Annotated in this window: 26 protein-coding genes; 13 read left to right on the top strand and 13 right to left on the bottom strand. The window is 70.1% G+C overall.

Features of this window, described 5'->3' with window-relative positions; all coding sequences use genetic code 11:
* Positions 1–54 precede the first annotated feature (54 nt).
* The 3 genes from ACIRHA_RS01760 to ACIRHA_RS01750 all read left to right on the top strand — a co-directional run bounded on the left by ACIRHA_RS01760 (position 55) and on the right by ACIRHA_RS01750 (position 2357).
* Positions 55–738 (top strand): phosphatase PAP2 family protein, encoded by a 684-nt coding sequence (locus ACIRHA_RS01760; protein WP_403838725.1) that lies wholly within the window; start codon positions 55–57, stop codon positions 736–738.
* Between the two features lie 33 nt (positions 739–771).
* Positions 772–1467, top strand: a complete 696-nt coding sequence (locus tag ACIRHA_RS01755; RefSeq protein WP_403838723.1) for an HAD family hydrolase — start codon at positions 772–774, stop codon at positions 1465–1467.
* A 179-nt stretch (positions 1468–1646) separates the two neighbouring features.
* On the top strand, positions 1647–2357 hold the full coding sequence (locus tag ACIRHA_RS01750; protein ID WP_403838721.1) for a TetR/AcrR family transcriptional regulator: 711 nt from the start codon (positions 1647–1649) through the stop codon (positions 2355–2357).
* On the opposite strand, the gene ACIRHA_RS01745 is transcribed toward ACIRHA_RS01750, so the two are convergent.
* Positions 2345–3844, bottom strand: coding sequence for an LVIVD repeat-containing protein (locus tag ACIRHA_RS01745; protein WP_403838720.1), 1500 nt, complete (start codon positions 3842–3844; stop codon positions 2345–2347). The two genes, ACIRHA_RS01750 and ACIRHA_RS01745, sit on opposite strands and share 13 nt — an antisense overlap.
* A gap of 107 nt (positions 3845–3951) precedes the next feature.
* On the opposite strand from ACIRHA_RS01745, the gene ACIRHA_RS01740 reads away from it, so the two are divergent.
* A complete protein-coding gene (locus ACIRHA_RS01740) occupies positions 3952–4596 on the top strand; it encodes a DUF305 domain-containing protein (protein WP_403838718.1) in 645 nt (214 codons plus the stop codon).
* Between the two features lie 80 nt (positions 4597–4676).
* Positions 4677–6014 (top strand): NADP oxidoreductase, encoded by a 1338-nt coding sequence (locus tag ACIRHA_RS01735; protein ID WP_403838716.1) that lies wholly within the window; start codon positions 4677–4679, stop codon positions 6012–6014.
* 59 nt (positions 6015–6073) lie between these two features.
* On the opposite strand, the gene ACIRHA_RS01730 is transcribed toward ACIRHA_RS01735, so the two are convergent.
* Positions 6074–6448, bottom strand: a complete 375-nt coding sequence (locus ACIRHA_RS01730; protein ID WP_403838714.1) for an ArsR/SmtB family transcription factor — start codon at positions 6446–6448, stop codon at positions 6074–6076.
* A 171-nt stretch (positions 6449–6619) separates the two neighbouring features.
* Between ACIRHA_RS01730 and ACIRHA_RS01725 the strand changes: the two genes are divergently transcribed.
* Positions 6620–7702: an NADH:flavin oxidoreductase/NADH oxidase gene (locus ACIRHA_RS01725; RefSeq protein ID WP_403838712.1), complete on the top strand. Its 1083-nt coding sequence runs from the start codon at positions 6620–6622 to the stop codon at positions 7700–7702.
* Between the two features lie 51 nt (positions 7703–7753).
* On the opposite strand, the gene aztD is transcribed toward ACIRHA_RS01725, so the two are convergent.
* From aztD to aztB, 4 genes are read right to left on the bottom strand one after another with little or no spacing between them, the layout of a single operon-like run.
* Positions 7754–8959: a zinc metallochaperone AztD gene (gene aztD, locus ACIRHA_RS01720; protein WP_403838710.1), complete on the bottom strand. Its 1206-nt coding sequence runs from the start codon at positions 8957–8959 to the stop codon at positions 7754–7756.
* A gap of 34 nt (positions 8960–8993) precedes the next feature.
* A complete protein-coding gene (aztC, locus tag ACIRHA_RS01715) occupies positions 8994–9959 on the bottom strand; it encodes a zinc ABC transporter substrate-binding protein AztC (protein WP_403838708.1) in 966 nt (321 codons plus the stop codon).
* Positions 9956–11182, bottom strand: coding sequence for a hypothetical protein (locus ACIRHA_RS01710; protein ID WP_403838706.1), 1227 nt, complete (start codon positions 11180–11182; stop codon positions 9956–9958). The genes aztC and ACIRHA_RS01710 overlap by 4 nt, the downstream gene beginning before the upstream one ends.
* Positions 11179–12072, bottom strand: coding sequence for a zinc ABC transporter permease AztB (aztB, locus tag ACIRHA_RS01705; protein ID WP_403838704.1), 894 nt, complete (start codon positions 12070–12072; stop codon positions 11179–11181). Before aztB ends, ACIRHA_RS01710 begins: the two co-directional genes overlap by 4 nt.
* 14 nt (positions 12073–12086) lie before the next feature.
* Between aztB and aztA the strand changes: the two genes are divergently transcribed.
* Positions 12087–12830: a zinc ABC transporter ATP-binding protein AztA gene (gene aztA, locus ACIRHA_RS01700; RefSeq protein WP_403838703.1), complete on the top strand. Its 744-nt coding sequence runs from the start codon at positions 12087–12089 to the stop codon at positions 12828–12830.
* Between the two features lie 84 nt (positions 12831–12914).
* On the opposite strand, the gene ACIRHA_RS01695 is transcribed toward aztA, so the two are convergent.
* Both ACIRHA_RS01695 and ACIRHA_RS01690 read right to left on the bottom strand, forming a co-directional pair.
* The gene (locus tag ACIRHA_RS01695) at positions 12915–13406 is read right to left on the bottom strand and encodes a nuclear transport factor 2 family protein (protein WP_403838701.1); all 492 of its coding nucleotides are present in this window, start codon (positions 13404–13406) and stop codon (positions 12915–12917) included.
* 30 nt (positions 13407–13436) lie between these two features.
* Positions 13437–14240 carry a helix-turn-helix domain-containing protein gene (locus tag ACIRHA_RS01690; RefSeq protein ID WP_403838699.1) on the bottom strand — a complete coding sequence of 268 codons (804 nt, stop codon included), beginning with the start codon at positions 14238–14240 and terminating at the stop codon, positions 13437–13439.
* A gap of 129 nt (positions 14241–14369) precedes the next feature.
* Between ACIRHA_RS01690 and ACIRHA_RS01685 the strand changes: the two genes are divergently transcribed.
* Entirely contained in the window at positions 14370–14729 is a 360-nt protein-coding gene (locus ACIRHA_RS01685) for a nuclear transport factor 2 family protein (RefSeq protein WP_403838697.1), read from the top strand.
* 36 nt (positions 14730–14765) lie between these two features.
* Here the strand turns inward: ACIRHA_RS01685 and ACIRHA_RS01680 are convergent, their stop codons facing one another.
* The 3 genes from ACIRHA_RS01680 to ACIRHA_RS01670 all read right to left on the bottom strand — a co-directional run bounded on the left by ACIRHA_RS01680 (position 14766) and on the right by ACIRHA_RS01670 (position 17280).
* On the bottom strand, positions 14766–15587 hold the full coding sequence (locus tag ACIRHA_RS01680; RefSeq protein ID WP_403838695.1) for an amino acid ABC transporter ATP-binding protein: 822 nt from the start codon (positions 15585–15587) through the stop codon (positions 14766–14768).
* 8 nt (positions 15588–15595) lie between these two features.
* The gene (locus ACIRHA_RS01675) at positions 15596–16384 is read right to left on the bottom strand and encodes an amino acid ABC transporter permease (RefSeq protein ID WP_403842051.1); all 789 of its coding nucleotides are present in this window, start codon (positions 16382–16384) and stop codon (positions 15596–15598) included.
* Between the two features lie 62 nt (positions 16385–16446).
* Positions 16447–17280 carry a transporter substrate-binding domain-containing protein gene (locus ACIRHA_RS01670; protein ID WP_403838693.1) on the bottom strand — a complete coding sequence of 278 codons (834 nt, stop codon included), beginning with the start codon at positions 17278–17280 and terminating at the stop codon, positions 16447–16449.
* 214 nt (positions 17281–17494) lie between these two features.
* Between ACIRHA_RS01670 and ACIRHA_RS01665 the strand changes: the two genes are divergently transcribed.
* Positions 17495–18430, top strand: coding sequence for a LysR family transcriptional regulator (locus ACIRHA_RS01665; RefSeq protein ID WP_403838691.1), 936 nt, complete (start codon positions 17495–17497; stop codon positions 18428–18430).
* A 136-nt stretch (positions 18431–18566) separates the two neighbouring features.
* Positions 18567–19397, top strand: a complete 831-nt coding sequence (locus ACIRHA_RS01660; RefSeq protein ID WP_403838689.1) for a transporter substrate-binding domain-containing protein — start codon at positions 18567–18569, stop codon at positions 19395–19397.
* A 3-nt stretch (positions 19398–19400) separates the two neighbouring features.
* Here ACIRHA_RS01660 and ACIRHA_RS01655 read toward each other — a convergent pair whose 3' ends face one another.
* Both ACIRHA_RS01655 and ACIRHA_RS01650 read right to left on the bottom strand, forming a co-directional pair.
* On the bottom strand, positions 19401–20972 hold the full coding sequence (locus ACIRHA_RS01655) for a M81 family metallopeptidase (protein ID WP_403838687.1): 1572 nt from the start codon (positions 20970–20972) through the stop codon (positions 19401–19403).
* Positions 20969–22156 carry an ROK family protein gene (locus tag ACIRHA_RS01650; protein ID WP_403838685.1) on the bottom strand — a complete coding sequence of 396 codons (1188 nt, stop codon included), beginning with the start codon at positions 22154–22156 and terminating at the stop codon, positions 20969–20971. Before ACIRHA_RS01650 ends, ACIRHA_RS01655 begins: the two co-directional genes overlap by 4 nt.
* Positions 22157–22382: 226 nt before the next feature.
* Between ACIRHA_RS01650 and ACIRHA_RS01645 the strand changes: the two genes are divergently transcribed.
* The 3 genes from ACIRHA_RS01645 to ACIRHA_RS01635 are packed head-to-tail and all read left to right on the top strand — an operon-like array spanning position 22383 to position 26091.
* Positions 22383–24242 carry a peptide ABC transporter substrate-binding protein gene (locus ACIRHA_RS01645; RefSeq protein ID WP_403838683.1) on the top strand — a complete coding sequence of 620 codons (1860 nt, stop codon included), beginning with the start codon at positions 22383–22385 and terminating at the stop codon, positions 24240–24242.
* Positions 24239–25189: an ABC transporter permease gene (locus ACIRHA_RS01640; RefSeq protein ID WP_403838681.1), complete on the top strand. Its 951-nt coding sequence runs from the start codon at positions 24239–24241 to the stop codon at positions 25187–25189. Before ACIRHA_RS01645 ends, ACIRHA_RS01640 begins: the two co-directional genes overlap by 4 nt.
* Complete coding sequence (locus tag ACIRHA_RS01635) at positions 25186–26091, top strand: ABC transporter permease (RefSeq protein WP_403838679.1); 906 nt, start codon at positions 25186–25188, stop codon at positions 26089–26091. The genes ACIRHA_RS01640 and ACIRHA_RS01635 overlap by 4 nt, the downstream gene beginning before the upstream one ends.
* Positions 26092–26151 lie beyond the last annotated feature (60 nt).

The raw sequence follows: 26151 nt of genomic DNA, 5'->3' as shown, positions 1-26151 counted from the left end.
CGCACCGCCCACCGGGATGGCCCGCGCGGCGCCCGATGAGCGAGGATCGTCCCCATGCACCCGGTACGGCTCGACTCCCCGCCCCGACGCACCCGACCCGTCCTCGCGCTCACCGCCACCGCACTGGCCCTGCCCTCCGTCCTTCTGCTCGTCCTGGTGGCGTTCCGGTGGAGCCCGCTGATGGACCTCGACCGGGACGTCGCGCGCTCGCTGCACGGCCGGGCCCTCGCCGACCCCGGCATCACGCGCGTCAACCGCGTCCTGACCGACTGGGTGTGGGACCCCTGGACGATGCGGCTCCTGTGCGCGGTGATCGTGCTGCTCCTCGTACGGCGCTTGCGGGACTGGCTGCTCGCGGGCTGGGTGGCGGCCACCTGCCTGGTCGGCACGCTGCTGCAACAGGGCCTGAAGGCGGCCGTCGACCGGCCGCGCCCCGTGTGGCGCGAACCGGTGGACTCGGCGCACTACGCCGCGTTCCCCTCGGGGCACGCGATGACGGCGACCGTGGTGTGCGCGCTCGTCCTGTGGCTGCTGCGGCGGTACGGGGCCGGGCGCACGCTGTGGCGCTGCGCACTCACGCTCGCCGTGGTGTCGGTGCTCGGCGTCGGACTGACCCGGCTGTGGCTGGGGGTGCACTGGCCGTCGGACGTGCTGGCCGGCTGGCTGCTCGGAGCGCTGACGGTGGTCGTGTCCACGGCCGCGTACGGGAAGTGGGTCGCTCCCAACGCCCGTGCTTGACCATCGCGTTCGGCAGGTCGGAGGATCGACGGCATGACGATCAAAGCCGTGCTGTTCGACTTCTCCGGGACGCTGTTCCGCATCGAATCCACTGAATCCTGGCTGCGCGCCGTACTCGACGAGAACGACATCGAGCTGCCGGCCGAGGAGTTCACGCGGGCGGCCAGGGGCCTGGAGGCGGCGGGGGCGCTGCCGGGTGGCAGCACGCATCAGATGAACGTCCCCGACCATCTCGCCGAGCTCGTCGCCGTCCGCGACGTGGACGCCACGAGGCACCGCGCCGCGTACACGGGCCTGGCCCGCGAGGTCCCGCTGCCCGCCGAGCGGCTCTACGACGCCCTGTACGACCGGCACATGACGCCCGCCGCCTGGCAGCCCTACCCGGACGCCCGTGAGGTGCTCGCCGGTCTGCGCGAGCGCGGTGTCCCGGTGGCCGTGATCAGCAACATCGGCTGGGATCCGCGCCCCGTCTTCGCCGGGCACGGACTCGACGGGTTCGTCGACGCGTACGTCCTGTCGTACCGGCACGGCGTGACGAAGCCGGACCCGCGGCTGTTCGCCGCCGCCTGCGAGGAGTTGGGCGTGGCGCCCGGTGACGCGCTGATGGTGGGCGACGACCGGCACGCGGACGGCGGGGCAGCCGAGCTGGGCTGCGCGGTGCACTTCGTGGACCATCTGCCGGCCGACGCCCGGCCGGACGGGCTGCGGCCCGTGCTCGGCCTGATCTGAGCCGCCTTCACCTGAAGCGGCGACACCTGACGAACCCGCACATGACGCGGCTGCATTTGGACGATCCCCCGCGTCGCCCAAATGCAGCCGACCCTCCCGCGCACACCGCGCCCAACAGGCCGGTGGCCGGGAAGCGCTGAGTATAGTTGGCTCTGAGCCAGTCAACGCAGGAGTCAAGAATGTCCCCCCGCAGCGCATCGGTCAATGAGGAGTTGCGCCGACGTTCCCGCGAACGGCTCCTGCAGGCGACGTTGGAGCTCGTCGGGGAGCGCGGGTACGACGCGACGACGCTCGGCGACATCGCGGACCGCGCCCGCTCGGCGCGCGGTCTGGTCTCGTACTACTTCCCGGGCAAGCGGCAGTTGCTGCAGTCCGCCGTGCACCGGCTGATGCACCGGACGCTGGAGGAGGCCCTGGAGCGCGAGCCCGGGACGGAGCGCGGGAACGAGCGGCTGGCCCGCGCGATCGACGCGATCCTCGGCCTCGCCCGCGACCAACCCGTCCTCATGCGCACGCACATGGCGGGGATCCTGCAGGCCGAGGGCTTCGTGCAGTGCCCGGAGCAGCAGCGGCTCGCGGCGCTGCTGCGCGACACTGTCGTACGGCACGGGACGCTCGATGTCGACACCGACTATCCGATGCTGCGCGCCGTGCTGATGGGCGCCGTGTTCTCGATGCTCGTGCCCGGTGTGCCGATGCGGCTCGCCCCGATGCGTGCCGAGCTGTTCCGCCGCTACGACCTGGAGTGGCAGTGGGGTTTCCCGCCGGACGACGAGGATGACGCGTCGTCCGACGGGAGCCCCGCTCACGGCAGACCGGCCGATTTCTCGCGGTACTTCGAACCGCTGTCACCGGCCGTCAATGGTGAGCGGGCCGGTCAGCCGAAGTAGTCCGGCTGCGTCTGGACGTTGAGCTCGCTCAGACGGATCTTGGAGGCCGGGTCGGTCCTGGCATCCTTGATCTTCAGGACGTCGAAGCCCTTCGCGATGTCGTTCGAGTAGACGTACCCGTTGTAGTAGTACGCCGACCAGGATCCGCCGGTCGTCATCTTGTCCGTGGTGAGCGGGCCGCGCTCGAAGTAGCCGATCTCCTTGGGCTTCGCGGAGTCCGTGAAGTCCCAGACGGAGACGCCGCCCTGGTACCAGGCCTGCACCATGAGGTCCTTGCCCTTTACCGGGATCAGCGAGCCGTTGTGCGCGACACAGTTCTCGGTGTCGGCCTGGTGGCGCGGGATCTTGAAGTAGCTCTTGAAGACGAGCTTGCGCTTGTCACCCTTGCCGGTGATGTCGTAGATGCCGTCGGCGCCACGGTCCGGGCCGATCTCCGCGTTGCAGGTGGCCGCGCCACCGCCGCCCAACTCATCGGTGAAGACGACCTTGTTGGCCTTCTGGTTGAAGGTCGCCGAGTGCCAGAAGGCGAAGTTGACGTTGTCCTGGACCTGGTCGATGACCTTTGGGTTCTCCGGGTCCGCGATGGAGAACAGGATGCCGTCGCCCATGCAGGCGCCCGCCGCGAGGTCCTTGGAGGGCAGGACCGTGATGTCGTGGCAGCCGGTGGTCTTGGAGACACCCGGGTTGGTCGGCGCGCCGGGGTTGCCGCCACCGTCCGCCCCGTCACCGGGGAAGAGCACTGGGAAGTTCACCACGGCCGCCTTCTGCGGCGCCTTGCGGGGCACCTTGATGACGGAGATGCCGTCGTGCGGCGGCTGGCAGTCGGGGAACGTCGCGCTGGGCGAGTACGAGGAGACGTACACGTAGACGTTCTTCTTCTCCGGCACCAGGGTGTGCGTGTGCGAGCCGCACGAGGTCTCGACGGCGGAGACGTACTTCGGGTTCGCCTTGTCGCTGATGTCGAAGACCTTCATGCCCTCCCAGGACGACTTCTCGGTCGCCGGCTGGGTGGTGGAGGCACAGGAGTCGTCGCTGCGGGAGCTGTCCGTGGAGAGGAACAGCAGGTTCCCGGAGACGGAGACGTCGTTCTGGGAGCCGGGACACAGCACCTGGGCGACCGTCTTCGGCGCCTTCGGGTTGCTGATGTCGAAGACGCGGAAGCCGTCGTAGTTCCCGGCGAAGGCGTACTTGCCCTGGAAGGCGAGGTCCGAGTTGGTGCCGGGCAGCGCATCCTTGGGGATGTTGGTGACGTGCTGGATGTTGTCCGAGTGGACGATCTCGTCCTGGCCGGGTATGTCGCCGGCGGATATCGCCTTCTCGACCTCGGCCTCGGCGCTCTTCGAAACGCTCTTGGGCGCCGACGACTTGTCGCCCGGGTCGGGCGTCGCCGAGACGGGGCCCGCGGCGAGCAGCGCCGCGAGGAGTCCGGCCGCCGCGGTGGCAACTCCCAGGCGTCTGCGCCGTGTTCGGGGGGAGTACAGGGTCACTGTTGTCTCCTTGGGTGACGGTGACTTCGCTCGTACGTGAACGATTCACGGATCTCCCGAGTATCGTCTTCCTCATGCACAGATCAATAGCTGGCAACGCAATCGTCATGAAAGTTGCTGCCGCCGCGCTGGCGGCGGTGTCGGCGCTGGCATTGACCGGGTGCGACTCGGGGGGTTCGGACGGCGCGGGCAAGTCCAACTCCCGGGTGTCCGACGGCCCTTCGGTCATCGCTCCGGGCAAGCCCGGCGACGCGGCCGAGACCTTGTCGGCCAAGGACGCGAAGCAGCGCGGATCGGACGACACCCCGAACTCCGCGGACGTCAGCTACGCACAGATGATGATCCCGCACCACGAGCAGGCCCTGAAGATGACCGAACTGGCCCCGAAACAGGCCGAGTCGGAGCAGGTCAAGCGGCTCGCCGAGCGGATCACCGCCGCCCAGGGGCCGGAGATCGAGACGATGCGCGGCTGGCTCCAGAAGTACGGCCGCGACACCGCGCCCGAGGGCCACCACGCGCACGACGCGATGCCGGGGATGGCGACGGAGTCCCAGCTGAAGAAGTTGAGGGCGGCCAAGGGCAAGGCGTTCGACGAGCTGTTCCTGAAGCTGATGATCACGCATCACCAGGGGGCCGTGACGATGGCCACGGAGGTCAAGAGCGGCGGAAACAACGTCCAGGTGGAAGAGATGGCCGACGATGTGATCGCGCAGCAGACCAGCGAGGTCGAGCGGATGCGCGACATGTCCTGAGCGCCGCCGCGCCCCCTCCCCCACCGCGCCTCCCGGTGTCATGCTGAGACACATCAGCACCCCGGCGGAGGGAGCCTCCCGTGCCGCACATCGCCGTCGTCGGCTCGGGCCCGAGCGGGGTCTACACCGCGCAGGGCCTCGTACGACAGGACCGCGTTCCGGACATCCGCGTCGATGTGCTCGACCGGCTCCCCTGCCCGTACGGCCTCGTGCGCTACGGCGTCGCCCCGGACCACGAGAAGATCAAATCCCTGCAGAGCAATCTGCGCGCGGTCCTGGAGGACGAACGGGTCCGCTTCCTCGGCGGGGTGGAGATCGGCCCCGCCCTGCCGCCCGCCAAGCTCCTGGAGCTGTACGACGCGGTGGTGTACTGCGTGGGCGCGGCGGCCGACCGGCGGCTCGGGGTGCCGGGCGAGGACCTGCCGGGCAGTTGGTCGGCGACCGACTTCGTGGCCTGGTACAGCGCCCACCCGGACGCGGTCGACGGCGGCTTCGTGCGGGGCGTACGCACGGCCGTCGCCATCGGCGTGGGCAATGTGTCGGTGGACGTGACCCGGATACTGGCCCGCGGCGCCGCCGAACTCCTGCCCACCGACATGCCCCGCGCCGCACTCGACACCCTCGCCGCGAGCGAGGTCCGCGACGTGCACATGGTGGGTCGGCGCGGCCCCTCGCAGGCCCGCTTCACCACGAAGGAGTTGCGCGAGCTGGGCAGCCTCCCGGACACCCAAGTGCTGGTCGACGAGCGTGAGTTGGCGCAAGACCCGGCGTACACCGACCCGTCGGCGCTGCCCGCCGCACTGCGGCGCAACATCGAGGTGTTGCGCGGCTGGGCCGCCGAGCCACCACGGGGCACACGGCGCCGGATCCATCTGCGGTTCTACCTGCGGCCCACCGAGGTGCTCGCGGGCGACGACGGCCGGGTGGCCGGGGTCCGCTTCGAGCGGACGCGACCCGACGGGCACGGGGGCGTGACCGGCACGGGCGGCTTCGAGGAGATCGGCGCGGAGCTGGTGCTGCGGTCGGTGGGCTATCGCGGGGTGCCGCTGGAGGGCCTGCCGTTCGACGAAAGCAGCGGCACGGTGCCGCATGAGGCGGGGCGGGTGCTGCGGGACGCACGGGTGGCGCCGGGCGAGTACGTCGCCGGGTGGATCAAGCGCGGCCCGACCGGCGTGATCGGCACCAACCGGCCCTGCGCCAAGGAGACCGTCACGTCACTCCTGGACGATGCCACGGCCGTCGTAGGCACCGCGCGGGACCCGCTGAGCGGTCTGATCGCGGCCGGGGCGCGGCCCGTGCGGTGGGACGGGTGGCGGGCGATCGAGCGGGCCGAGGCGGAGTTGGGGCGGGGGCTGGGGCGGGGCTCGGTGAAGATCCCCGACTGGGAGGGCCTGTTGGGCGCGGCGCGGGATTCGTAGCCACGGCCCGCCGCCTCGTCCAGCACCCATCGGCCTCGTCGACCACCCATCGGCCTCGTTCAGCTCCCGTCGAGCCGGCCCTCCTGCCGGGCAGCCGCGTCGAGGACGGTGTCGAGAAGGCCGGGGAAGAGCCCGTCCAGGTCGGCCCTGCGCAGGCCGTTGAGCTTGGCGGTCCCCCGGTAGACCTGCTCGATCACCCCGGCCTCACGCAGCACGCGGAAGTGGTGCGTGGTGGTCGACTTACTGACGGGCAGATCGAAGGCCGAACAGGACAGCTCGGCCTCCGCCGAGGCCGCCATCTCCCGGACGACGGCCATGCGCATCGGATCGGACAGCGCGTGCAGCACCGTTTCGAGCCGGATCTCCGCGCGGTCGGGGTGCGCGAGCGTACGACCGCCGGTAGCGGTCCCGGTGTGCGGTGCTGCGGCCGTCATGGACGACTCCCCTTCGCGGTGCGGGTGGCTGGACGCGTGCGGTGCGTCACGGTCATTGTACGAGAACCATCGTAGTTTGACATCCGCCGTACTACGGTGGCTATCGTACTAGCGAGGTCCTCGTCGCCATCCACGAGGCAATTCCGCGATCCACACCGAATGGAGTCCGCCGTGAGCGCACTGTTCGAGCCCTACACCCTGCGGTCCCTGACCATCCCCAACCGCGTGTGGATGCCGCCGATGTGCCAGTACAGCGCGGCTCCCGAGGGTCCGCTCACCGGTGCGCCGAACGACTGGCACTTCCAGCACTACGGGGCGCGCGCCGCGGGCGGCACCGGCCTGATCATCGTCGAGGCGACGGCCGTCTCCCCCGAGGGCCGGATCTCCCCGCAGGACCTCGGCATCTGGAACGACACCCAGGTCGAGGCCTTCCGCCGGATCACGTCGTTCCTGAAGTCGCAGAACACGGTGCCGGGCGTCCAGCTCGGTCACGCCGGCCGCAAGGCCTCGACCGACCGGCCCTGGAAGGGCGGCGCGCCGGTCGGCCCGGACGCGTACGGCTGGGAGGCCGTCGCCCCGAGTGCGGTGCCCTTCGACGAGCAGCACCCGGTCCCGGCCGAGCTGTCGGTCGACGGCATCAAGGAGATCGTCCAGCAGTTCGTCGACGCCACCCGCCGCTCCCTGGACGCCGGTTTCCAGGTCATCGAGCTGCACGGCGCGCACGGCTACCTCATCGGCGAGTTCCTCTCCCCGCACTCCAACAAGCGCACGGACGAGTACGGCGGCTCCTACGAGAACCGCACCCGTTTCGCGCTTGAGGTCGTGGACGCGGTCCGCGAGGTGTGGCCCGAGGAGCTGCCGCTGCTCTTCCGCATCTCCGCGACCGACTGGCTGGACGGCGAGGAGGGCTGGACCGGCGACGACACCGTCCGGTTCGCCACCGAGCTGAAGGCCCACGGCGTGGACCTGATCGACGTGTCGACCGGCGGCAACGCGGCGGGCGTCCGCATCCCGGTCGGCCCCGGTTACCAGGTCCCCTTCGCGGCCCGCGTCCGTAACGAGGCCGGGGTGCCGGCCGCCGCGGTCGGCCTCATCACCGAGGTCGAGCAGGCCGAGAAGATCCTCGCCAACGGTGAGGCGGACGCGGTCCTCCTCGGCCGCGAGCTCCTTCGCGACCCGTCCTTCGCCCGCCACGCGGCGCGCGAGCTGGGCGCGGAGAGCCACGTGCCGGACCAGTACCACCGCTCCGTCTGAGCGGGCAGCCGTACGCCCCCGTGGTCCGCCGACCACGGGGGCGTACGCGTGTCAGTGGCCGGCCACCACGCCGGACAGCTCGTTGGTGCCCTTCGGCAGCTTCACGGACGTGAGCTTCTTGCCGGTGTCCAGGTCGATGGCGTGCAGGGCCTTCTCCCCTGGCTCGGAGACGTACGCCGTGTGGTCGCGGACGAACAGCGTGGGCCGGGGCTGCTGCCAGTCCAGGGGTTCCCGCCACTCCCCCACGGCCTCGATCTTCTTCTCGATCTTTCCGGTGTCCGGGTCGATGACGTGGATCCTTCCGTCGGTGCCCAGGACCAGCGCCTCGCCCTCGGGCCCGCGTGCCAGTGAGCGGAACGAGTAGCTGGTGCCGAGGTCGACGAGGCGGAGCTTCTTCTTCTCCGTGTCGACGAGGGAGACGCGCGTGGGGCGTTCCAGCTCGGCCTCCTCGTCGGTCTTGTAGTCGCCGAGGAGGACCGGGGAGGCGTCGCTGCCGGCCTGGTTGCCGATGCGGCCGTAGTCGTCCGGGGCGTCGACCTTGGTGAACTCGCCGTCCTTGTAGACGAGGATGCCGTCCTCGCAGCCGACTCCGACCGCCTCGCCCTTGGCCGCGGCCTCGCCGTGCACGCCGGGGCACTTCTCGTTGCGCGCGATCTCCTTGTTGTCCTTGTCGAGGACGAGCACGCCGGTGCGCGTCTCCTTGTCGCCCAGCGTGCTGAGGAGTTCGCCGTTCTCCAGCTCGATGGCCACGCCGTGGTGTGCCTCGGCCGAGGTGTAGTTCCGGCCCTTGGGCTTCTTGCCGCTGCCCAGGTCGGCGGGGTCGAAGACGTTGACCTCGCCGGTGCCGTCGGTGAAGAGGACCGTCTTGCCCGCGTGTCGGACGACGTGGCCCGGCTCGGAGCCCTTGTACGTGATGCCGGTGAAGCGCTGTCCGGCGGCGTCCAGGACGCGGAAGCCGCTGTCGGTGGAGACGACGACGTGGTCCTTGTCCCCGGCGGGGTTGAGGCGGTTGAAGCCGGGCAGATCGATCGTCCTGGCGAGCTTGAGGCTCTTGCCGTCGAGTATGTAGAGGCCGCCGTCAAAGCCGGCGACCAACGGGTCCTTGATCGTGGCGGCGGGTGTGGCGCGTCCGGCCTTGTTCTTGGACGCACCGGTCGTCTCGTTCTCGCTTCCGCAGGCGGTCAGCACCGTGGCGAAGGCCAGGGCGCAGGCCGTCCCCCCGAGGGCTCTCCTGCGGGTTGTCGGGGTCGTGTTCACTTGTGTTCTTCCTTCCCTGTCGAACGTTCTGAGGTCAGCGGGCCGTCAGGCCCTTGGTCATCGCGGTCGTGTTGGCGCGCATCATCCGCAGGTACGTGTCCGCGCCCTCGCCCTTGGCCGTCAGGGACTCGGAGTACAGCTTCACGACCTGGACCCCGCCACCCATCTCCTTGCGCAACACCTCGGCGAGGCGGGCGGGTTGGGAGGAGTCGGCGAACACGGTGCGGACACCGGCCCGTTCCATGGCCTGTGTGAGGGAGCGCAGGTCGGAGGAGCTGGGCGAGGCGAGGGTGGTGCCGCTGGGGACGACGGCGCCGACGACGCGGAGGTCGAAGCGGTCGGCGAGGTAGCCGAAGACGTGGTGGTTGGTGACGATCGCGCGCCGGTCGCCGGGAACGCGGCCGAAGGACTTCTCCATCCAGCTGCCGAGCTTGCCCAACTCCTTGTCGTAGCGGTCGGCTTGGGCGCGCACCGCGCTGTCGTCGACGCCGTCGACGTGCTCGACGACCTGGTCGGCGATGAGCCCCGCCGCCTTGCGCATACGGTCCGGGTCGGTCCAGAAGTGCGGGTCGGCCTGGCCGTCCCCGGCGTCGTCGCCGGTGTGGAAGGTGAGCGGGTCGACGGCTTTGCCGACCTCGAAGGTGGCGACGCCGGACTCGCGGGCGGCCTCCACGTGGCGCAGCACGTTCTCCTCCAGGCCGAGACCGTTGTGGACGACCAGATCGGCCCGTTCCAGGTCTGCGGCCTGCCGAGCCGAGAGACCAAAGGAGTGCGGGTCGGCGTTGGGCTTCATGAGGACGGTGACGTCGGCCTGGTCACCTGCTATCTCGCGGGTGACGTCGCCGAGGATGTTGGTGGTGACGACGATCCTCGGCCGCTCGCTGTCGGTGGTGCAGGCGGTGGCGGTGGCGGCGGCCGCCAGGGTCAGCAGTCCGATCAGCAGGCTGCGCAACCGTGCCGTTCCCACCCGTACGCGCTTCTTCGCCTCGTCCGCGCTCATCGGCCGGTCTCCGCCATCAGCACGGGTGCGACGTCGAGGTCGAAGGAGCGGGCGATACGCAGGTCGTCGTTGTAGTCGACCTCGAACACCCGCTTGCCGTCAGGGTCGTTGACGTAGGCGCGGTTGCGGTCGACCTCGACGACGGGGGCCTTTTGGGGGTGCGGTTTCCCCGTCAGGAGCTTCTTGGTGCGGGCGATTTCCTTCCCCGTACCGATGTCGTAGCCGTGCAGCCTGCCGTCGGCCTCCAGGACCAGCAACGGCGCGCCCTCCCCCGCGGAGTTGGCGGCGACGACGGTCCCGGTCCCCACCCGCGTCCAGGCGCGCTCGCCGACGTCGAGGACCCATACGGCGTCGTCTCCTGCCCGCGCGGTCAGGGTGTCGCTGCCGGGGCGCTGCCGGAACTCGGCGGCCCGTTCGGCCTCCGGCACGTCCTTGTCGTAGGGGATGGGCTCGGCGGTGAACTTCCCGTCCTCCTCGCGTACGAGCAGGGCCCCGTCGGCGCAGCCGAACACGACGCCGCGGCGGGTGACGGCGTCGCCCTTCGGGCTCTCACATTCGGCGTCCGGCGTGGTGACGCGCTTGCCCTTGCGGTCGAGGACGGTGAGCTTCGCGGTGTCGCCCTTGCCGGTGAGGGCCAGCAGGTGCTCCTCGTACGGGACGACGGCGCCGGTGGCCGTGCCGGGCAGCGTCCCGGTGCGCGCGATGTCGCCCGTGTCGAGCTTGCCGCGGTCGTACAGGACGGTCCGTCCGCCGTCGTCGGTCACGGCGGTGACGGCGGCGTCACCGCGCACCAACGCGCCTTCTCCTACGGGCAGTTCTCCTACGTCGCGGATGGCCGCCCGGTAGTAGTGGACATGGTCGCCGTGGTCCACGGTCCAGGAGCCGCCGTCGAGGACGTGCGTGGTTCCGGAGGTGTGGAGGTAGCCGAAGCGGCCGTCCGTGGCGAGGTGGGCGGCGCCTGTGACCTTGTCCGTCTTCGTCACCTTGCCGGTGATGAGGTCGAGGACGCGGGTGCTTCCGGTGTCGGGGTCGTTGAGGAGCAGCCGGGACTGCTGCTCGGCGCCCTCCTTCGCGCCCTCTACGTAGCCGTGCGGGGTGGTGGACGGTGAACTCGACGCCGATTTCGGGTCGTTGTCCTCCTGCGTCGCGCAGCCCGCGGCAAGCAGGGCGGTGAGCACCAGCGGGACCGGGGTCCACTTCGCGGCGTTGGTTCGGGCGGTCACGACATTGCCTCCGACTTGCTTCGGTCGACTTCGAGTACGGGAGCGGGCGCGGCGCTGTCGGTGCCACGGCTCGTACGGCGGTGGCGGACGCCGGAAGCGAGGTGGGAGAGGAAGAAGAGACTCACCGCGAGCGCCGAGACGGTGGCCCCGGCCGCGGTGCCGAGGTGCCACGACAGGAGCAGCCCGCCGAAGGTGGCGGCGGCGCCGAGGAGGGCTGCGCCCACCATGACCCCGCGCACGCTCCGCGCCCAGGGCAGGGCGGCCGCGGGCGGCGCGATCAGCAGGCCGAGGACGAGCAGCGTGCCCACGATGTGGAACGAGGCGACGATCGCGAGCCCCAGCAGCCCGAGCAGTACGGCGTGCGCGAGCCGCGGGCGCAGGCCCAGCGTCTGGGCCTTGCGGGCGTCGAAGGTCAGGGCGAGGAAGGCCCGGTGACCGAGGAACGAGACGAGCAGCGCCACGCCCAGGGCCACCCCCAGTACGGCGAGGTCCTGTCCGCGCACCGCGAGCACATCGCCGAAGAGGAATCCGGTCAGATCCACCGCGAAGGACTGCGAGCGCGACACGATGATCACGCCGAGCGACAGCATGCCGACGAACAGCAGTCCGATCCCGGTGTCCCGGGACAGCCGCCGGGCCCTGCCGAGAGCGGTCACCCCCGCCGTCATCACCGCCGCGCTCACGAACGCGCCCAGCATCAGGTTGCCGCCGAACAGCGCGGCCAACGCGACACCGGGCAGCAGTCCGTGGGACATCGCGTCCCCGAGGAAGGCCATCCCCCTGAGTACGACCCAGGTCCCGGCCAGCGCGCATATCGCGGACACCAGGATTCCGCCCCACAGGGCGCGCTGCACAAAGGCCACCTCGAACGGGGCCGTCAACCACTCCATGCGAGGACAGTACAATGAAAACCATGTTCAACAAACCGGCCGTCATTCCGGCCCCACGACAGGACCGGACCACGCGCGTCCGTGTCGACCAGCTCAGCGCCGGCTACCCCGGCCGCACTGTCCTCCATCAACTGAGCTGCGACATAAGGGAGTTGGCCAACGTCGCGCTCGTCGGCCCGAACGGCAGCGGGAAGTCCACGCTGCTCGGTGTGGTGGCCGGTGTGATCCGTCCTACATCGGGAGAGGTGCGGCACCGCGGGGAACGGCGGCCGGCCTTCGTGCCGCAGCGCGGGGCCGTCGGGGACACGCTCCCCCTGACTGTGCGTCAGACGGTGGAGATGGGGCGCTGGGGCGGGCTCGGGTCCTGGCGCAGGCCGTCGCGGCGGGACCGGGCCGCCGTCGAGGCCGCGCTCGACCGGCTCGGCATCGGCGGCCTCGCCGGGCGCCAGCTGGGCGAGCTGTCGGGCGGGCAGCGGCAGCGCACACTGGTCGCGCAGGGCCTTGCCCAGGAGTCCGACCTGCTGCTCCTCGACGAACCGACCACGGGACTCGACCCGGACGCCCGCGGCCGGATCGGGGCGCTGCTCACGGAGCTCGCGGGCGAGGGGGTGACCGTCGTGCAGGCGACCCACGACCTGGAGGCCGCGCGCGCGGCGGACGTCTGCCTGCTGCTGCGTGACGGACACCTCGTCGGACAGGGCACGCCCGACGAGGTGCTCACCGAGTCGGCACTCGCCCGGATCTGGCAGCCGGCCTGACCTCGGGCGCGCGGTTCACCGGGCCGGGCGGCTCACCGGGCCGGGCGGTTCACCGGGACGCACGGTCCACTGGAGCCTCTCGGCTCACCGCTCCCGGTCGGCCCCGCCCACGTGTTCGGTCGGCCCGCCGAAGGGGAGGACCAGGGTCCGGCTCGCCATCAGCCAACGGCCTTCCAGCTTGCGGAAGGTGTCCTCGTAGTGGCCGATGTTCGCGGGCGGCCGGGCCGGGACGATCGTGTCGCCGGTGTAGCCGTCGACCCGGTAGGTGGCGAAGTACGTGGTGGCCGTGGCGGTGTCCGGTGAGTCGACGGTGACCAGGATGTTCGTGCACATCCGCCGGGAGAGGCGGTCGGCCGGGCGGCCGGCGAAGTAGGCGCGCAGGGCTTGTCTGCCCTCGATCCTGCGGTTGTCGTAGGGCCATTCCCAGACGCCGTCGGGGGTGAAGAGTTCGCAGACCGTGCCAGGGTCCCCGAGGTCGAGGCGGCGCACGTGTTCCAGGATCAGTCGCTCGCAGGCGCGTTCCGCCAGGAGGCGTTCCAGTGGGCCGAGTTCGTCCGTCGCGTTCTCCTCGATCATGCGCCAGTCCTATCAAGTGGGGCCGTGCGCCTACGAGTTCTTTTCGACGCGGCGTCGCGTCGCGTCGTCCGCCGGCAGGAACGTCTCCAGGTGCAGCCCCTCCAGGGCGGCGTCGGCGGGCGTGGTGAGCTGCGCGGAGGTGCTGAAGAAACGCAGCGGTCCGGCGTCCGGCACGGTGAGTTCCAGGGTGAGGACGGGGCTGCCGGTGAGGGCGGTGCGGGGCACGGTGGCGAGGTGTCGCGCGGTCTCCTCGGCCAGCGCGAAGTGGCGCGGGTCATGAGTGCGTTCGGCGCGGTGGACCAGTTGGTGGTGCAGGTGGGAGGCCCACTCCGTGAAGTTGCGGATCCGCGGGGCGAGGCCCTCTTCGTGCACGCACAGCCGGATGACGTTGACCGGGGGTTCGAGGAGCCGGGGCGCACACCCTTCGAGCAGCGTGGCCACGCCCTCGTTGGCGTCGACGACGTCCCAGTAGGTGTCCAACAGCAGTGCCGGGTAGGGCATATGGGCGTCGAGGAGTCCCCGCAGCCCGTCCATGACGACCGCGAGCGAGGCGTCCTCAAGGTCCCGGTCCCGGTAGTGCGGCGCGTAGCCGCCCGCGAGGAGCAGCTGGTTGCGGGCGCGCAGCGGGACGTCGAGGTGGTCGGCCAGGTGCAGGATCATCTCAGGGGTCGGGTGCGCCCTGCCGGTCTCCACGCGGCTGAGGTGCCGGGTGGAGACCGCGGAGCGGTTGGACAGCTCCTGCTGGCTGAAGCGGCGCCGTTCGCGCCAGCCACGCAGCAGCGGGCCCACGGTGCGGTCGGCCGCCGGGGCGGTGGAGTCCACGAGGGTGCTCATGGCGGGCAGCGTAATCGCGGCCCGGCGTACTCCTCATGACCTCACAGGTCATGGAGGTCCGGCCGCGGTCCGCCCACAGTGGTGACACCGAAACACACCGACACACCCCGATCCACTGGAGGTTCCACCATGACCGCACACCACGCCGTCGACGCCTACCTCGCCACCTGGAACGCGCAGGCTGAGCAGCGTACGAAGCTCATCGCCGAGCACTGGGCGTCCGACGCCACGTACACCGACCCGCTGGCCGAGGTCGCCGGGCACGCCGCGCTCGACGCGCTGATCGACGGCGTGCACCAGCAGTTCCCCGGCTGCGTGTTCACGCCGGTCGGCGAAGTGGACGCACACCACCGGCAGTTGCGGTTCCAGTGGGGCCTCGGACCCGAGGGCGCCGAGCCGCTGGCGATCGGATTCGACGTCCTGGTCCTGGACGACGAGGGCCGGATCCAGGACGTCAGGGGCTTCCTCGACAAGGTGCCGACGGCCTGACAGGACCCGCACGCCGCATGGGCGCTCCCGGATCCGCTACGACTCCGTGTCCGCGGTCGGAGCGCCCTGTGCGTCCCCCGGGTTCACGACCCGCGCGAGGAACGAACGGGTGCGCTCGTGGCGGGGGTTGGCAAGCACCTCGTGCGGGCTGCCCTCCTCGACGACCACGCCGCCGTCCATGAACACGACGCGGTCCGCGACCTCGCGGGCGAAGCCCATCTCGTGGGTGACGACCAGCATCGTCATGCCCTCGTCGGCGAGCGAGCGCATCACACCGAGCACATCGCCGACGAGTTCCGGGTCGAGCGCGCTGGTCGGCTCGTCGAACAGCATCAGCTCGGGCCCCATCGACAGGGCGCGGGCGATCGCCACACGCTGCTGCTGGCCGCCGGAGAGCTGGGACGGGTAGGCGGTCTCCTTGTCGGCGAGGCCGACGCGTTCGAGGTTCGCGCGACCCGTGCGCTCCGCCTCGGCCCGGTCGCGCCCGAGGACCCGGCGCTGCGCGATGGTGAGGTTCTCCAGGACGTTGAGGTGCGGGAAGAGGTTGAACTGCTGGAAGACCATGCCGATCCGGCGGCGTACGCGGTCGATGTCGAGGTCCGGGTCGGTGAGGTCGGCGCCTGCCACCACCACCCGCCCGGACGTGGGCTCTTCCAGCAGGTTGGTGCAGCGCAGCAGAGTGGACTTGCCCGATCCGGAGGGGCCGATGACGCACACCACCTCGCCCTGCGCGACGGTGAAGTCCACCCCGCGCAGCACCTCCAGGTCGCCGAAGGACTTGTGCAGTCCCTGGATCTCGATGGCCGCGGTCATGGCTGTGTCCTCGTCCCCGTGCGTGCTGTCGGTTTCCTTCGTCATACCGCGGCTCACCTGGCCTTCGCGTGCCGCGCTTCGAGGCGGCGCACCAGATAGCCCAGGGGGACGGTGACGAGCAGATAGCACAGGCCCGCGACGAAGATGGGCGTGCTGTTGGCGGTCTCGCCGGCCAGGTCCCGGCCGAACTTGGTGAGTTCGCGGGTCTCCAGGGAGACACCGAGGAAGAGGACCAGCGAGGAGTCCTTGAACAGCAGGACGAGTTCGTTGGTGAGCGGCGGCACGATGATACGGAAGGCCTGCGGGATGACGATCGAGCGCATCGCCAGGGTCCGTGACATGCCGAGCGTGCGGGCGGCCTCCATCTGGCCGCGCGGCACGGCCTGGATGCCGGCCCTGATCGTCTCGGCCATGTACGCGGCGGCGACCAGGCCGAGCGCGATGGCCACCTGCCCGTAGACGCCGCCGGGCAGGGCGGTGCCGGGGAAGGCGAGCGGCACGCCGACGCCGATGAAGATGAAGATCAGCAGAGCGGGCAGGCCGCGGAAGATCTCGATGTAGATGGAGGCGAGCCACCGGTAGGGGGCCACCGACGACAGCCGCATCAGGGCGATGACCAATCCGAGCACGAGACCGACGACGAACCCGGTGAGGGTGTAGATCACCGTGTTGACCAGCGCGGTCGTGATCAGGTCGGGGAACATCCGCTTGGCCACGGACGGTTCGAGGAACTGGTGCTGGAGCTGTCCCCAGTCGGCGAGCGTCGCGGCGAGCAGCACCGCGACGACGAGGACCGCGTACTGGACGGCGCGCGTCACCTTGCGCCTGCGGCGCGGCGACATGCGCTTGCGCGGTGCGGCGTCGCCCGGTGAACCCCCGTCCACCGACGGGGTCTTGACGGTGCTCACTTCGCGGCCCCGTCCTTCGGCATCGGGCCGATCCACTTCTCGTAGAGCTTCTTGTACGTGCCGTCCTTCTTCGCCTGTCCGATCGCCTCGTTGACCGCGGCGAGCAGCTTCGGGTTGCCGCCCTTCTTCACGGCGAAGCCGTACTCCTCGCCGGTGGGGACGGTGGCGAGGAGGGTGAACTTGTCCTTGATCGCGGAGTCCTTCAGCCAGTTCTGGACGACCGGGTAGTCCTGGATGAGGACGTCGACCTGGCCGGTGCGCAGCCCGTTCAGCTCGGCGTCGGAGCTCTCGAAGGACTGCGAGTCAACACCCTTCTTGTGGGCCAGGTCCTCGCCGGTGGTCGCTGCCTGGGAGCCCAGCTTCAGCTTGCCGCCCTTGATGTCGTCGAGGCTCTTCGCGTCGACTCCCTTGCGGGCGAGCAGCGCCTGGTCCGCGTCGAAGTACGGGTCGGAGAAGTCGAGGTTCTGCTTGCGCTCGGGGGTGATGGTCATGCCCGCGGCGGCGACGTCGCACAGGCCCGCGTTGAGGTCGGCCCCGGTCTTGATGGTCTCGAAGGACTTGTCGATGATGTCCTGCTCGACCTTGAGCTTCTTCGCCACAAGGTCCATCAGGGACACGTCGAAGCCGACGACCTTGCCGTTCTTCTCCGACTGGAAGGGCGCGTACGGCAGGTGCGTGCAGGTGGTCAGCTTGCCCTTGTGGACCAGCTTCACCCCGCCCGCGGTCGTCGTGACGTCGTCACTCTTGCTGCACGAGGTCGTCAGGACCACGAGAGCGGCAGCGACGGCGAGCGGGACACAGCGGCGGGCGAGGCGTGCGGTTGAAGTCACGGGGCTTCCCTGGGACATGGAGGGCGGACGAGGCGCGGCACAGGTGGCCGAGAGCACGTCGGTCCGGGCTACGGAACCGGCACTGACCTCGGAAAACATAAGGTCCGGACACACTGACGCACGGGCGCGGCAAGGTCTACATCACATTTCTTTGCCCACCCCAAGAAACGCTTTCCGATCTTGACTTGCGCGGTGAACTCCATAGCTTGTAGGCATGTTTGACTCGCGGCACATCCAGACGTTCGCCGAGGTCGTGCGCACGGGCTCCTACGCGGCGACGGCGCGGGACCTCGGGTACACGCAGCCCGCCATCAGCCAGCAGATGAAGGCGCTCGAACGCGCCGCGGGCACGCCGCTGTTCGTCCGGGCGGGGCGCGGTCTGCGGCTCACGGACGCCGGGCAGGTGCTGGCCCGGCACGCCACGGGCATCCTCAGCTCCATCGAGACGGCGCACGGCCGGCTGAGGGCGATCACGCGCCTGGAGTCGGGGCGTGTCCGCGTCTGCGCGTTCCCCGCCGCGAACGCCACCCTGCTCCCGGCGACCGTCGCCCGCGTCGCCGCGGCCCACCCCGGCATCCGCGTCGAGCTGCTGGAGGAGGAGCCGCCCGACTCGCTGCGCGCGCTGCGCGAGGGGCGATGCGATCTGGCGCTCGCCTTCTCACCGGGGCATGCCGGGGACACCGCGGGCCACGACAGTGAGGAGGGGCTGGTCGAGACGCCGCTGCTCGACGATCCGCTGATGGCGCTGCTCCCGGCCGGCCACGCCCTCTCCGGGTGCCGCCGCGTGGAGCTGAAGCAGCTGGAGCGGGAGCGTTGGATAGCCGGATGCCGGCGGTGTCGTGGCCACTTCGTCGCCGCCTGCGCGGACGCGGGCTTCGCCCCGGACATCGCCTTCACCACCGACGACAGCCTCGCGGTGCGGGGCCTGGTGGCCGCGGGGGCGGGCGTCGCGCTGGTGCCCGGCATGACGCTGCCGCTCCTGCGGCACCCCGAGGTCGTGGCCCGCCCGCTCGACCTCGCGGGCGGCCGTCGTGTCTCCGCCTTCGTCCTCGAAGGACACGAGACGGCGCCGGTCAACACGCTGCTGCTGCGGACGCTGAGCGAGGCGGCGGCGGGCATGGAACCGGCCTCTGTTGACGACTCGGCGTGAGGCTTGCTGTGCGGGCCATCCGAGCTGTGGACATCCGAGCTGTGGACAGTGGGTTCACCGGTGTGAGCTCATCTGACAAGGTGTGGCGCTGGACGATCAGTTCAGTCTGCACCCACCATGCCGAGGAGTCGTCGCGATGAGCCGCCGCACGTCCAGACAACGTGTCGCCACCCTGTCCGCCCTGGTGTGTCTGCTGGGTCTGACCGCCGCCGCGCCCGCGGCGCCGTCGGCCACCCAGCAGTCCGCCAAGAAGCAGCCGACGAGCCTGCTCGACTCGGTCCCCACGTCGGGTGTGCTGCGCGTGTGCACGACCGGGGACTACAAGCCGTTCACGTACAAGGACCCGAAGGACGGTTCGTACAGCGGCATCGACATCGACATGGCGAAGGACCTGGCCAAGAGCCTGGATGCCAAGGCCAAGTGGGTCGACACCACGTGGGCCGGCCTGTCGGGCGACCTGGCCGCCGGGAAGTGCGACGTCGCCGTCGGCGGTGTCTCGATCACGCTGCCGCGCGCCCGCCAGGTGTACTTCAGCGAGCCGACCCGTGAGGACGGCAAGACGCCGATCGTGCGCTGCGCGGACAAGGACAAGTACCAGACGCTCAAGGACATCGACCAGGCGGGAACGACGGTCGTCGTCAACCCCGGTGGCACGAACGAGCAGTTCGCCCGGGCGCATCTCCAGAACGCCACCATCAAGGTCCACCCGGACAACCGCACGATCTTCGACGAGATCGTGGCGGGCCGGGCGGACGTGATGATGACGGATGCGAGCGAGACGCTCTACCAGTCCAAGCTCCACCCCGAGCTGTGCTCGATCCACCCCGACAAGCCGTTCTCGTTCGCGGAGAAGGCGTACGCGACGCCGCGCGGCGACCACGACTTCCACAGTTACGTCGACCAGTTCGTGCACCTGGCGACGCACGACGGCACGTACAAGAAGTACGAGGCGCAGTGGCTGAGTTGAGCCCTACAGGAGGGTGGGCGTGAGGTCGGGGCCGCCCCCGGTCTCGTGCGCGTCCTCGTCGAACGGGTACAGCGGGCGTTCCACCCGGTGGTGTCCCAGGCGCAGCAGGTCCTGGTCGACGCCGCCGGGGGTGAGCGCGAGCAGCCAGTCCGCGGCCATGTCGTGCAGCTCCGGCTCCAGGTAGCCGATCTTGACGACGACCACGTCGTACGTCCGCGGGTCGATGCCGAGGCCGACCTCGGCCGGGCCCGTGAAGTCGGCGAGCGTGTGGAACGGCTTGCGGCGCTCGACGAGGATCACCGTGAGGCCGCCGACGCGGACGGCCGCCGTGTCGACACCGCGGCCGTAGGCCCCGCCCGCCGCACCGTCCTTCTGGTCGGCCGCGCGCTGCAACGCCTCGACGGTGCCGGTGAGTTCGTGAGGACCGCCGTGGTTCGCGTCGACCTTGCCACCGACGGAGAGCGTGACCTCGGCGCCCACACCGGCCTCGAAGCAGGCGGCCACGGCGGCCGGGTCGGTGATGCCCGGGTGCACGGCCGTGACCTTCCCCGTGCGGATGGCGTCGTTCTCAAGCAGCTTGCCCAGCATGTACGCGAGGTCGCCGGCGCCGCCCGCGGTCGGGTTGTCGCCGGAGTCGCTGATGAGGAACGGCCGCTGGTCGGAGGCGACGGCCTTCTCGATGCACTCCTCGGCGCTGCCGGTCGGGCCGACGAAGAGGAAGTCCTTGCGGGCGTCCCAGTAGCGGCGGGCCAGCGACTCGGCTTCCTGCGCGGCGAGTTCGGCGTTCTCGCCGGTGACCACGATGGCCGCCTTGCAGCGCGGTTCGTCGGCCCAGGCGTAGCCGACCCACATCGCCGCGTCGAGGATGCCGTCCTTCTGCTCGATGTCGGCGAGCGAGGAGTAGAGGGACTTGGCGGGCTCCAGGCGGGTGCTGGTCTTCTCGCCGGGCAGGAGGACCGGGACCTGGACCCAGGCCCTGTGAGGCCGGACGCCCTCGCGCAGGCAGTGCACGAGGTTGCGGGCGGCGCGTTCGCGGGTGTCCCAGGCGTCCTCGTGCGGAGCGAGGCGGTGCGCGGTGAGCAGGTCGATGGGCTCGGCGAAGCGGCGCGAGACATTGCCGTGCAGGTCCATGCCCGTGGAGATCATGGGCCGGTCGCCTTCGGGCGTGCCGTTGTGGTCGAGCGCCGCGCGGACCGACTCGGTCAGGTCGCCCTCGGCGTCGGTGAGGCCGATGACGCTCATGGCGCCGTGGATGTCGTAGACGAGACCGTCGAGCGGGCCCGCCTCCCGTATCCGGGTGACGAGTTCGTTCTTGAGGATCAGGTACGACTCGGCCTCGACCGGTCCGCCGGGCAGCGAGGTCGCGTGCAGCAGCGGCACCCACTCGACCGTCCCGGCGAGGTCGGAGTCGGGCCGCGTCCACGTATAGCGGTCGAGGAGGTCCTGGCCGCGCGTCTGCCGGAAGTCCTCGGTGGTGGACCGGTGCGGGCAGAACGTGGACGACTCGATACCGATGCCGCCGATACCGATGCGCAGGCGACGGCCGGTGATCGGCGAGGTGGTGCTGCTCGTCATGCGTGGAGGCTCTCTTCCTTCGGAGCGGGGGCGGTGGCCGACAGGTTCTTGTGCAGCGCCGTGAGGCCCGCGCCGAGCAGGCCCGCGTCGCGACCGGCGGCCGTCGTGGTGATCTCGAGGTCTGCCGTGGCGAGCGGCAGACAGCGCTCGTACAGCACGCCGCGGACGGCGGCGACGAGCGGTTCGGCGGTGGCGAGGACGCCGCCGATGGCGACGGCCCGCGGGTTGAAGAAGTTCACGACGACGGACAGCACGGTGCCGATGTGCCGTCCCGCGGCGCGTACGAGGGTGGTGGCGACGGGGTCGCCGTCGGCGACGAGCCGGAGCAGCTCGGTGGTGCTCGCCACCTCGACGCCCTGCGCCGCGAGTTCGCGGATGAGGGCGGCGCCGCTCGCGACGGTCTCCAGGCAGCCGATGTTCCCGCAGGAGCAGGGCCGCTCGCCGGCCTCCTCCACGCGCACGTGGCTGATGTCCCCGGCGCTTCCGTTGGCTCCGTCGTGCGGCCTGCCCGCGACGATGACGCCGCTGCCGATGCCGCGTCCTGCCTTCACGACGACCATGTGGTCGAGCTCGGGCCGGGAGGTGCGGTGTTCGCCGACCGCCATCATCGTGGCGTCGTTGGCGACGGTCACCGGCATGCCGAGCCGCTCGGTGAGGACGTCGCGCAGCGGGTAGCGGTGCCAGCCCGGCATCCGTGAGGGGCTCAGCACCCGGCCGTCCGCCGGGTCGACGGGGCCCGGGAAGGAGACACCCAGTGCGCGGACCGTCCGCCCCGACTCCCGCTGCTTCTCGGCGAGCCGGGCCACCTGGGCGCACAGCCAGTCGACGGCGGACTCGGGTCCCGCGGTGATGTCGTGCGGCAGGTCCTCGGCGTCGTGCACGGTCGCGCCGAGGTCGACGGCGCCGAGCCGCGCGTGCCGGCTGCCGAGGTCGGCGGCGAGCGCGACGCCGCCGTGGGCCTTGATCCGCAGCAGCCGGGGCCTGCGTCCGCCGCGCGAGGCGCCCTCACCGGACTCGGTGAGCACGCCCTGGGTCACCAGCTCCTGCACGCGCAGCGAGACGGTGGAGGGCGCGAGGCCCAGTTCCCTGACGAGGTCGGCGCGGGAGGAGGCGGCTCCGGACGAGACGAGCCGGAGTATGTGCTGGGCCGAGCCCGGCTCGCCCTCGTTCGCCGTGTCCGCCATCAGGTCCCCCAGGGTCGTGCCTAGTTGCGTACTTACTTCGATGAGTTCGTTCGATGCCAGACCGAACACTAACCAGCACCGAACCAGGTTCGCTAGACCCCCGGGATTTTGAGTTACTTTCCGAATGAACCTATTGACTTGCTTCGAACGGTCGACTTAGCGTTCGAGCGCCCCTCGTCGAATCTTCACACGGGGCCGGATCCTGTCCCCTTGGAGGCCCTTCGGCATGCGTTCCCTCAGGTCAAAGGCGTCCGCGGCGCTCGCCCTCGTGGCGGCGCTCGTGGCGCTCACCGGCTGTACGCACGAGGCCGGCAGCATCGCCGTGGGCCGCACGGGCGGCACCCCCGTCGAGGGCGGCACGGCCACCATGGCCCTGCCGCCGGCGGCGACCCCGAACTGGATCTTCCCGATCGCGCCGCCCGGCTACGCCGCCTCGTACAACGCCGGGATCCAGCAACTCCTGTTCCTTCCCGTGTACGACGCCGTGCAGAGCAAGGGCGAGCTCACCACGCAGGGCCCCGGCACCCTCGGCCTCGAACCGAAGTACAGCGACGGCAACAAGACGGTCACCATCCCCCTGCGCAAGGGCGTCAAGTGGTCCGACGGGACCGAAGTGACCTCCCGGGACCTGGAGTTCGCCTTCAACCTCATCAAGGCGAACAAAGCCGACTGGGGCGGCTACTCGGTCGGCGCGTTCCCCGACAACGTCAAGAAGTTCGAGGTCGTCGACGACCACACGGCCCGTCTGCGTCTCGACCGCGCGTACAACCCGGACTGGTTCACCGCCAACCAGCTCTCCCGGATGCGCGCCCTGCCCCAGCACGCCTGGGACGCCACGAAGGACGGCGGGAAGATCGGGGACTTCGACCGAACGAGCAAGGGCGCCAAGGCCGTCTTCGCGAGGCTCACCGAGCACTCCAAGCATTTGGGCGCGTACGCGACCGACCCGCTCTGGAAGACCGTCAACGGGCCCTGGAAGCTGGCCGGCTGGCGGGACACCGGTCAGGTCACCATCGCCGCGAACGAGAAGTACACCGGACCGAAGTCGGAGCGCCCGCACCTCGACAAGGTCGTCTTCAAGCCGTTCACCACCGCCGACTCCGAGTACAACGTGCTGCGCTCGGGCGGCGTCGACTACGGCTACATCCCGCCGTCGGTGATGGCACAGAAGGAGAGCTTCGAGGACAAGGGGTACCGCGTCGATCCGTGGGAGGGCTGGGCGGCCACCTACATCGTCTACAACTTCAACTCCACGCACGCGGGCCCGGAGATGAACCAGCTCTACATCCGGCAGGCGATGCAGCACCTCGTCGACCAGAACGCGATGAGCAAGGTCATCTGGCAGGGCAGCGCGACCCCCACGCTCGGCCCCGTCCCGGTCACGCCCAAGAGCCAGTACCTGTCCAAGGACATGGCGAGGAACCAGTACCCGTTCTCCGTCTCCAAGGCCAGGTCCCTGCTGACCGCGCACGGCTGGAAGACGGTCGACGGCACGGCCCACTGCGTCCGGCCCGGCACGGGTGACGACGAGTGCGGCAAGGGCATCGGCAAGGACGACCCCCTGGAGCTGACGCTGCTCACGCAGTCCGGCTCGACCGAGACGACGAACATGATGCAGGAGCTCAAGTCCTCGCTCAGCAAGGCAGGCGTCGACCTGACCGTGCGCCAGCAGCCGCTCAACTCGGTGCTCGGCAACTCGGTTCCTTGCAAGGAGAGCGACCCCGGCTGCACGTGGGACATGTCCTTTTTCGGCACCGCGGGCAGCTGGTACTACCCGCTCAACCCGAGCGGCGAGCAGCTGTTCTCCACGGGCGCCTCCTCCAACTTCGGCAACTACAGCGACAAGAAGGCCGACAAGCTGATCCGCGCCGTGCAGTACGCGCCCGACATGAAGGCCATGCACAAGTACGGCGCGTACCTCGCCGAGCAGCTCCCGGTGATGTGGATGCCCAACCCCGCCTATCAGGTCTCGGTGATCCGCAACGACCTACGGGGCATCGAGCAGAACCCGACGGTCACGTTCGCGCCGCAGCACTGGTACTACGTCAAGAACTCCAAGAGCGTAAAGAAGGAGGCCGAGAAGTGACCGGCTTTCTGGTCAAGCGTTTCCTTCAGGCGCTCGTCGTCCTGTTCCTCGTCTCGATCATCGTCTTCACCCTGCTGCACCTGCTGCCGGGCGGCCCCGCCCGCGCGATCCTCGGCCCCAAGGGCACACCGCAGCAGATCGAGCGCTTCAACCACCTGCAGGGCTACGACCGTTCGCTGCCGACGCAGTACGTGATGTACCTCAAGCGGCTGTTCACCGGCGACCTCGGCGAGTCGTACAAGCTCAACTCGCCCGTGTTCGACCTGCTCACCCAGCGGCTGCCGAAGACGCTCCTGCTCACCCTCATGTCGACGGTGCTCGCGGTGATCATCGCGGTGCCGCTCGGCCTGCTCCAGGCGGTGCGGCGCGGCAAGGCGTCCGACTACGCGCTGACCGGTCTCGCGTTCCTGATGTACGCGACGCCGGTGTTCTTCCTCGGCCTCATCATGATCATCCTGTTCGCGCAGGTGCTGCCGATCTTCCCGGCGGAGGCCCCGCAGGGCGAGACGATCGGTCAACTGCTCGGCGACATATCGGGGTTGGCCCTTCCGGTCGTGACCATGGCGTTCGGCATCGTAGCCATGTTCAGCCGCTACATGCGCTCGGCGGTCCTCGACAACCTCACCGAGGAATACGTGCGCACGGCCATGGCCAAGGGCCAGTCGAGCCGCCGGATCATGGTCAAGCACGTGCTGCGCAACGCCCTGATCCCGCTCGCCACCCTGCTCGGCCTCTACCTCCCGACCCTGTTCAGCGGCGCCCTCGTCGTCGAGTCGATGTTCAACTACCCCGGCATGGGGCTGCTGTTCTGGAACGCCGCGCAGGGCTCGGACTTCCCCGTCCTCCTCGGCGTGACCCTCGTCGTCGGCATCGCGACCGTCCTCGGCTCGCTGCTCACCGACATCCTGTACGCCGTCCTCGACCCGCGGATCCGGAGCGTGTCATGACCACTGCTGTGACGACCACGCCCGTACCGGGGCACGAGGAGGCCGCGCAGGCCACGCCCTCGCTGGCCCGCCGCACCCTGCGCGTGTTCACGGGCAACAAGCTGGCCCTGAGCGGCGTCGTCCTGCTCGTCCTGCTGCTGGCCTTCTGCTACCTGGGCCCGCTGATCCACCCGACCGAGCAGATCCACACCGACCTGTCCCGGGCGAACCTGGCGCCGGGCGCGTCCGGCCACCTCCTGGGCACCACCGACCTCGGTTACGACATGGTCGGCCGGCTCATGGTGGCCGGGCAGACGTCCCTCGAAATCGGTCTCGCGGCAGGCCTGTTGGCGACCCTCTTCGGCACCGTGTACGGCGCCGTCGCCGGGTACTTCGGCGGCTGGGTCGACGCGACGATGATGCGGATCACCGACGCCGCACTTGCCATCCCGGCGATGTTCCTTCTCGTGGTCGTCGCCGCGATCATCACGCCCAGCAAGGGCATCCTGATCCTCATCATCGCGTGCGTCGCCTGGCTCTCCCCCGCCCGCCTGGTGCGCGGCGAGGCGCTGTCGCTCCGGAACCGGGAGTACGTCCAGGCGATGCGGATGATGGGCGGTGGCGGCGCGCGTGCGGTGTTCAAGCACATCGTCCCGAACGCCATCGGCACGGTCATCGTCAACTGCACGTTCCAGATCGCCGACGCCATCCTCTACGTCAGCTACCTGGCCTTCCTCGGCCTGTCGATCCCGCCGCCGTCCGCCGACTGGGGCTCGATGCTGTCCGCCGGCATCACCTACACGCAGAACGGCTACTGGTGGCTGATCTTCCCGCCGGGCATCGCGATCGTCCTGGTCGTCGCCGCGTTCAACTTCATCGGCGACGGACTGCGCGACGCGTTCGAAGTACGGCTGCGCAAATAGCGCCCCACGTGGGACAGGGCCGGGACCAGGCCGGGATCAGGCAACGCAAGGGACCTAGGA

Origin of the sequence: Streptomyces sp. NPDC102360 (genome assembly GCF_044766085.1) — a bacterium.
Classification (GTDB): Bacteria; Actinomycetota; Actinomycetes; order Streptomycetales; family Streptomycetaceae; genus Streptomyces.
The sequence above is the reverse complement of the archived record's forward strand: the minus strand, read 5'-3'. Positions and strand labels throughout refer to the sequence as shown.

What these genes read in the sequence shown, in the direction of transcription:
- ACIRHA_RS01650 (WP_403838685.1), bottom strand. Translation starts at nt 22,156, where the DNA reads ATGGCGGACACGGCGAACGAGGGCGAGCCGGGCTCGGCCCAGCACATA.
- aztC (WP_403838708.1), bottom strand. Translation starts at nt 9,959, where the DNA reads ATGAGCGCGGACGAGGCGAAGAAGCGCGTACGGGTGGGAACGGCACGG.
- ACIRHA_RS01695 (WP_403838701.1), bottom strand. Translation starts at nt 13,406, where the DNA reads ATGATCGAGGAGAACGCGACGGACGAACTCGGCCCACTGGAACGCCTC.
- ACIRHA_RS01760 (WP_403838725.1), top strand. Translation starts at nt 55, where the DNA reads ATGCACCCGGTACGGCTCGACTCCCCGCCCCGACGCACCCGACCCGTC.
- ACIRHA_RS01645 (WP_403838683.1), top strand. Translation starts at nt 22,383, where the DNA reads ATGCGTTCCCTCAGGTCAAAGGCGTCCGCGGCGCTCGCCCTCGTGGCG.
- ACIRHA_RS01635 (WP_403838679.1), top strand. Translation starts at nt 25,186, where the DNA reads ATGACCACTGCTGTGACGACCACGCCCGTACCGGGGCACGAGGAGGCC.
- ACIRHA_RS01680 (WP_403838695.1), bottom strand. Translation starts at nt 15,587, where the DNA reads ATGACGAAGGAAACCGACAGCACGCACGGGGACGAGGACACAGCCATG.
- ACIRHA_RS01660 (WP_403838689.1), top strand. Translation starts at nt 18,567, where the DNA reads ATGAGCCGCCGCACGTCCAGACAACGTGTCGCCACCCTGTCCGCCCTG.
- ACIRHA_RS01675 (WP_403842051.1), bottom strand. Translation starts at nt 16,384, where the DNA reads ATGTCGCCGCGCCGCAGGCGCAAGGTGACGCGCGCCGTCCAGTACGCG.
- ACIRHA_RS01690 (WP_403838699.1), bottom strand. Translation starts at nt 14,240, where the DNA reads ATGAGCACCCTCGTGGACTCCACCGCCCCGGCGGCCGACCGCACCGTG.
- ACIRHA_RS01655 (WP_403838687.1), bottom strand. Translation starts at nt 20,972, where the DNA reads ATGACGAGCAGCACCACCTCGCCGATCACCGGCCGTCGCCTGCGCATC.
- ACIRHA_RS01665 (WP_403838691.1), top strand. Translation starts at nt 17,495, where the DNA reads ATGTTTGACTCGCGGCACATCCAGACGTTCGCCGAGGTCGTGCGCACG.
- ACIRHA_RS01755 (WP_403838723.1), top strand. Translation starts at nt 772, where the DNA reads ATGACGATCAAAGCCGTGCTGTTCGACTTCTCCGGGACGCTGTTCCGC.
- ACIRHA_RS01685 (WP_403838697.1), top strand. Translation starts at nt 14,370, where the DNA reads ATGACCGCACACCACGCCGTCGACGCCTACCTCGCCACCTGGAACGCG.
- aztA (WP_403838703.1), top strand. Translation starts at nt 12,087, where the DNA reads ATGAAAACCATGTTCAACAAACCGGCCGTCATTCCGGCCCCACGACAG.
- ACIRHA_RS01740 (WP_403838718.1), top strand. Translation starts at nt 3,952, where the DNA reads ATGAAAGTTGCTGCCGCCGCGCTGGCGGCGGTGTCGGCGCTGGCATTG.
- ACIRHA_RS01730 (WP_403838714.1), bottom strand. Translation starts at nt 6,448, where the DNA reads ATGACGGCCGCAGCACCGCACACCGGGACCGCTACCGGCGGTCGTACG.
- aztB (WP_403838704.1), bottom strand. Translation starts at nt 12,072, where the DNA reads ATGGAGTGGTTGACGGCCCCGTTCGAGGTGGCCTTTGTGCAGCGCGCC.
- ACIRHA_RS01750 (WP_403838721.1), top strand. Translation starts at nt 1,647, where the DNA reads ATGTCCCCCCGCAGCGCATCGGTCAATGAGGAGTTGCGCCGACGTTCC.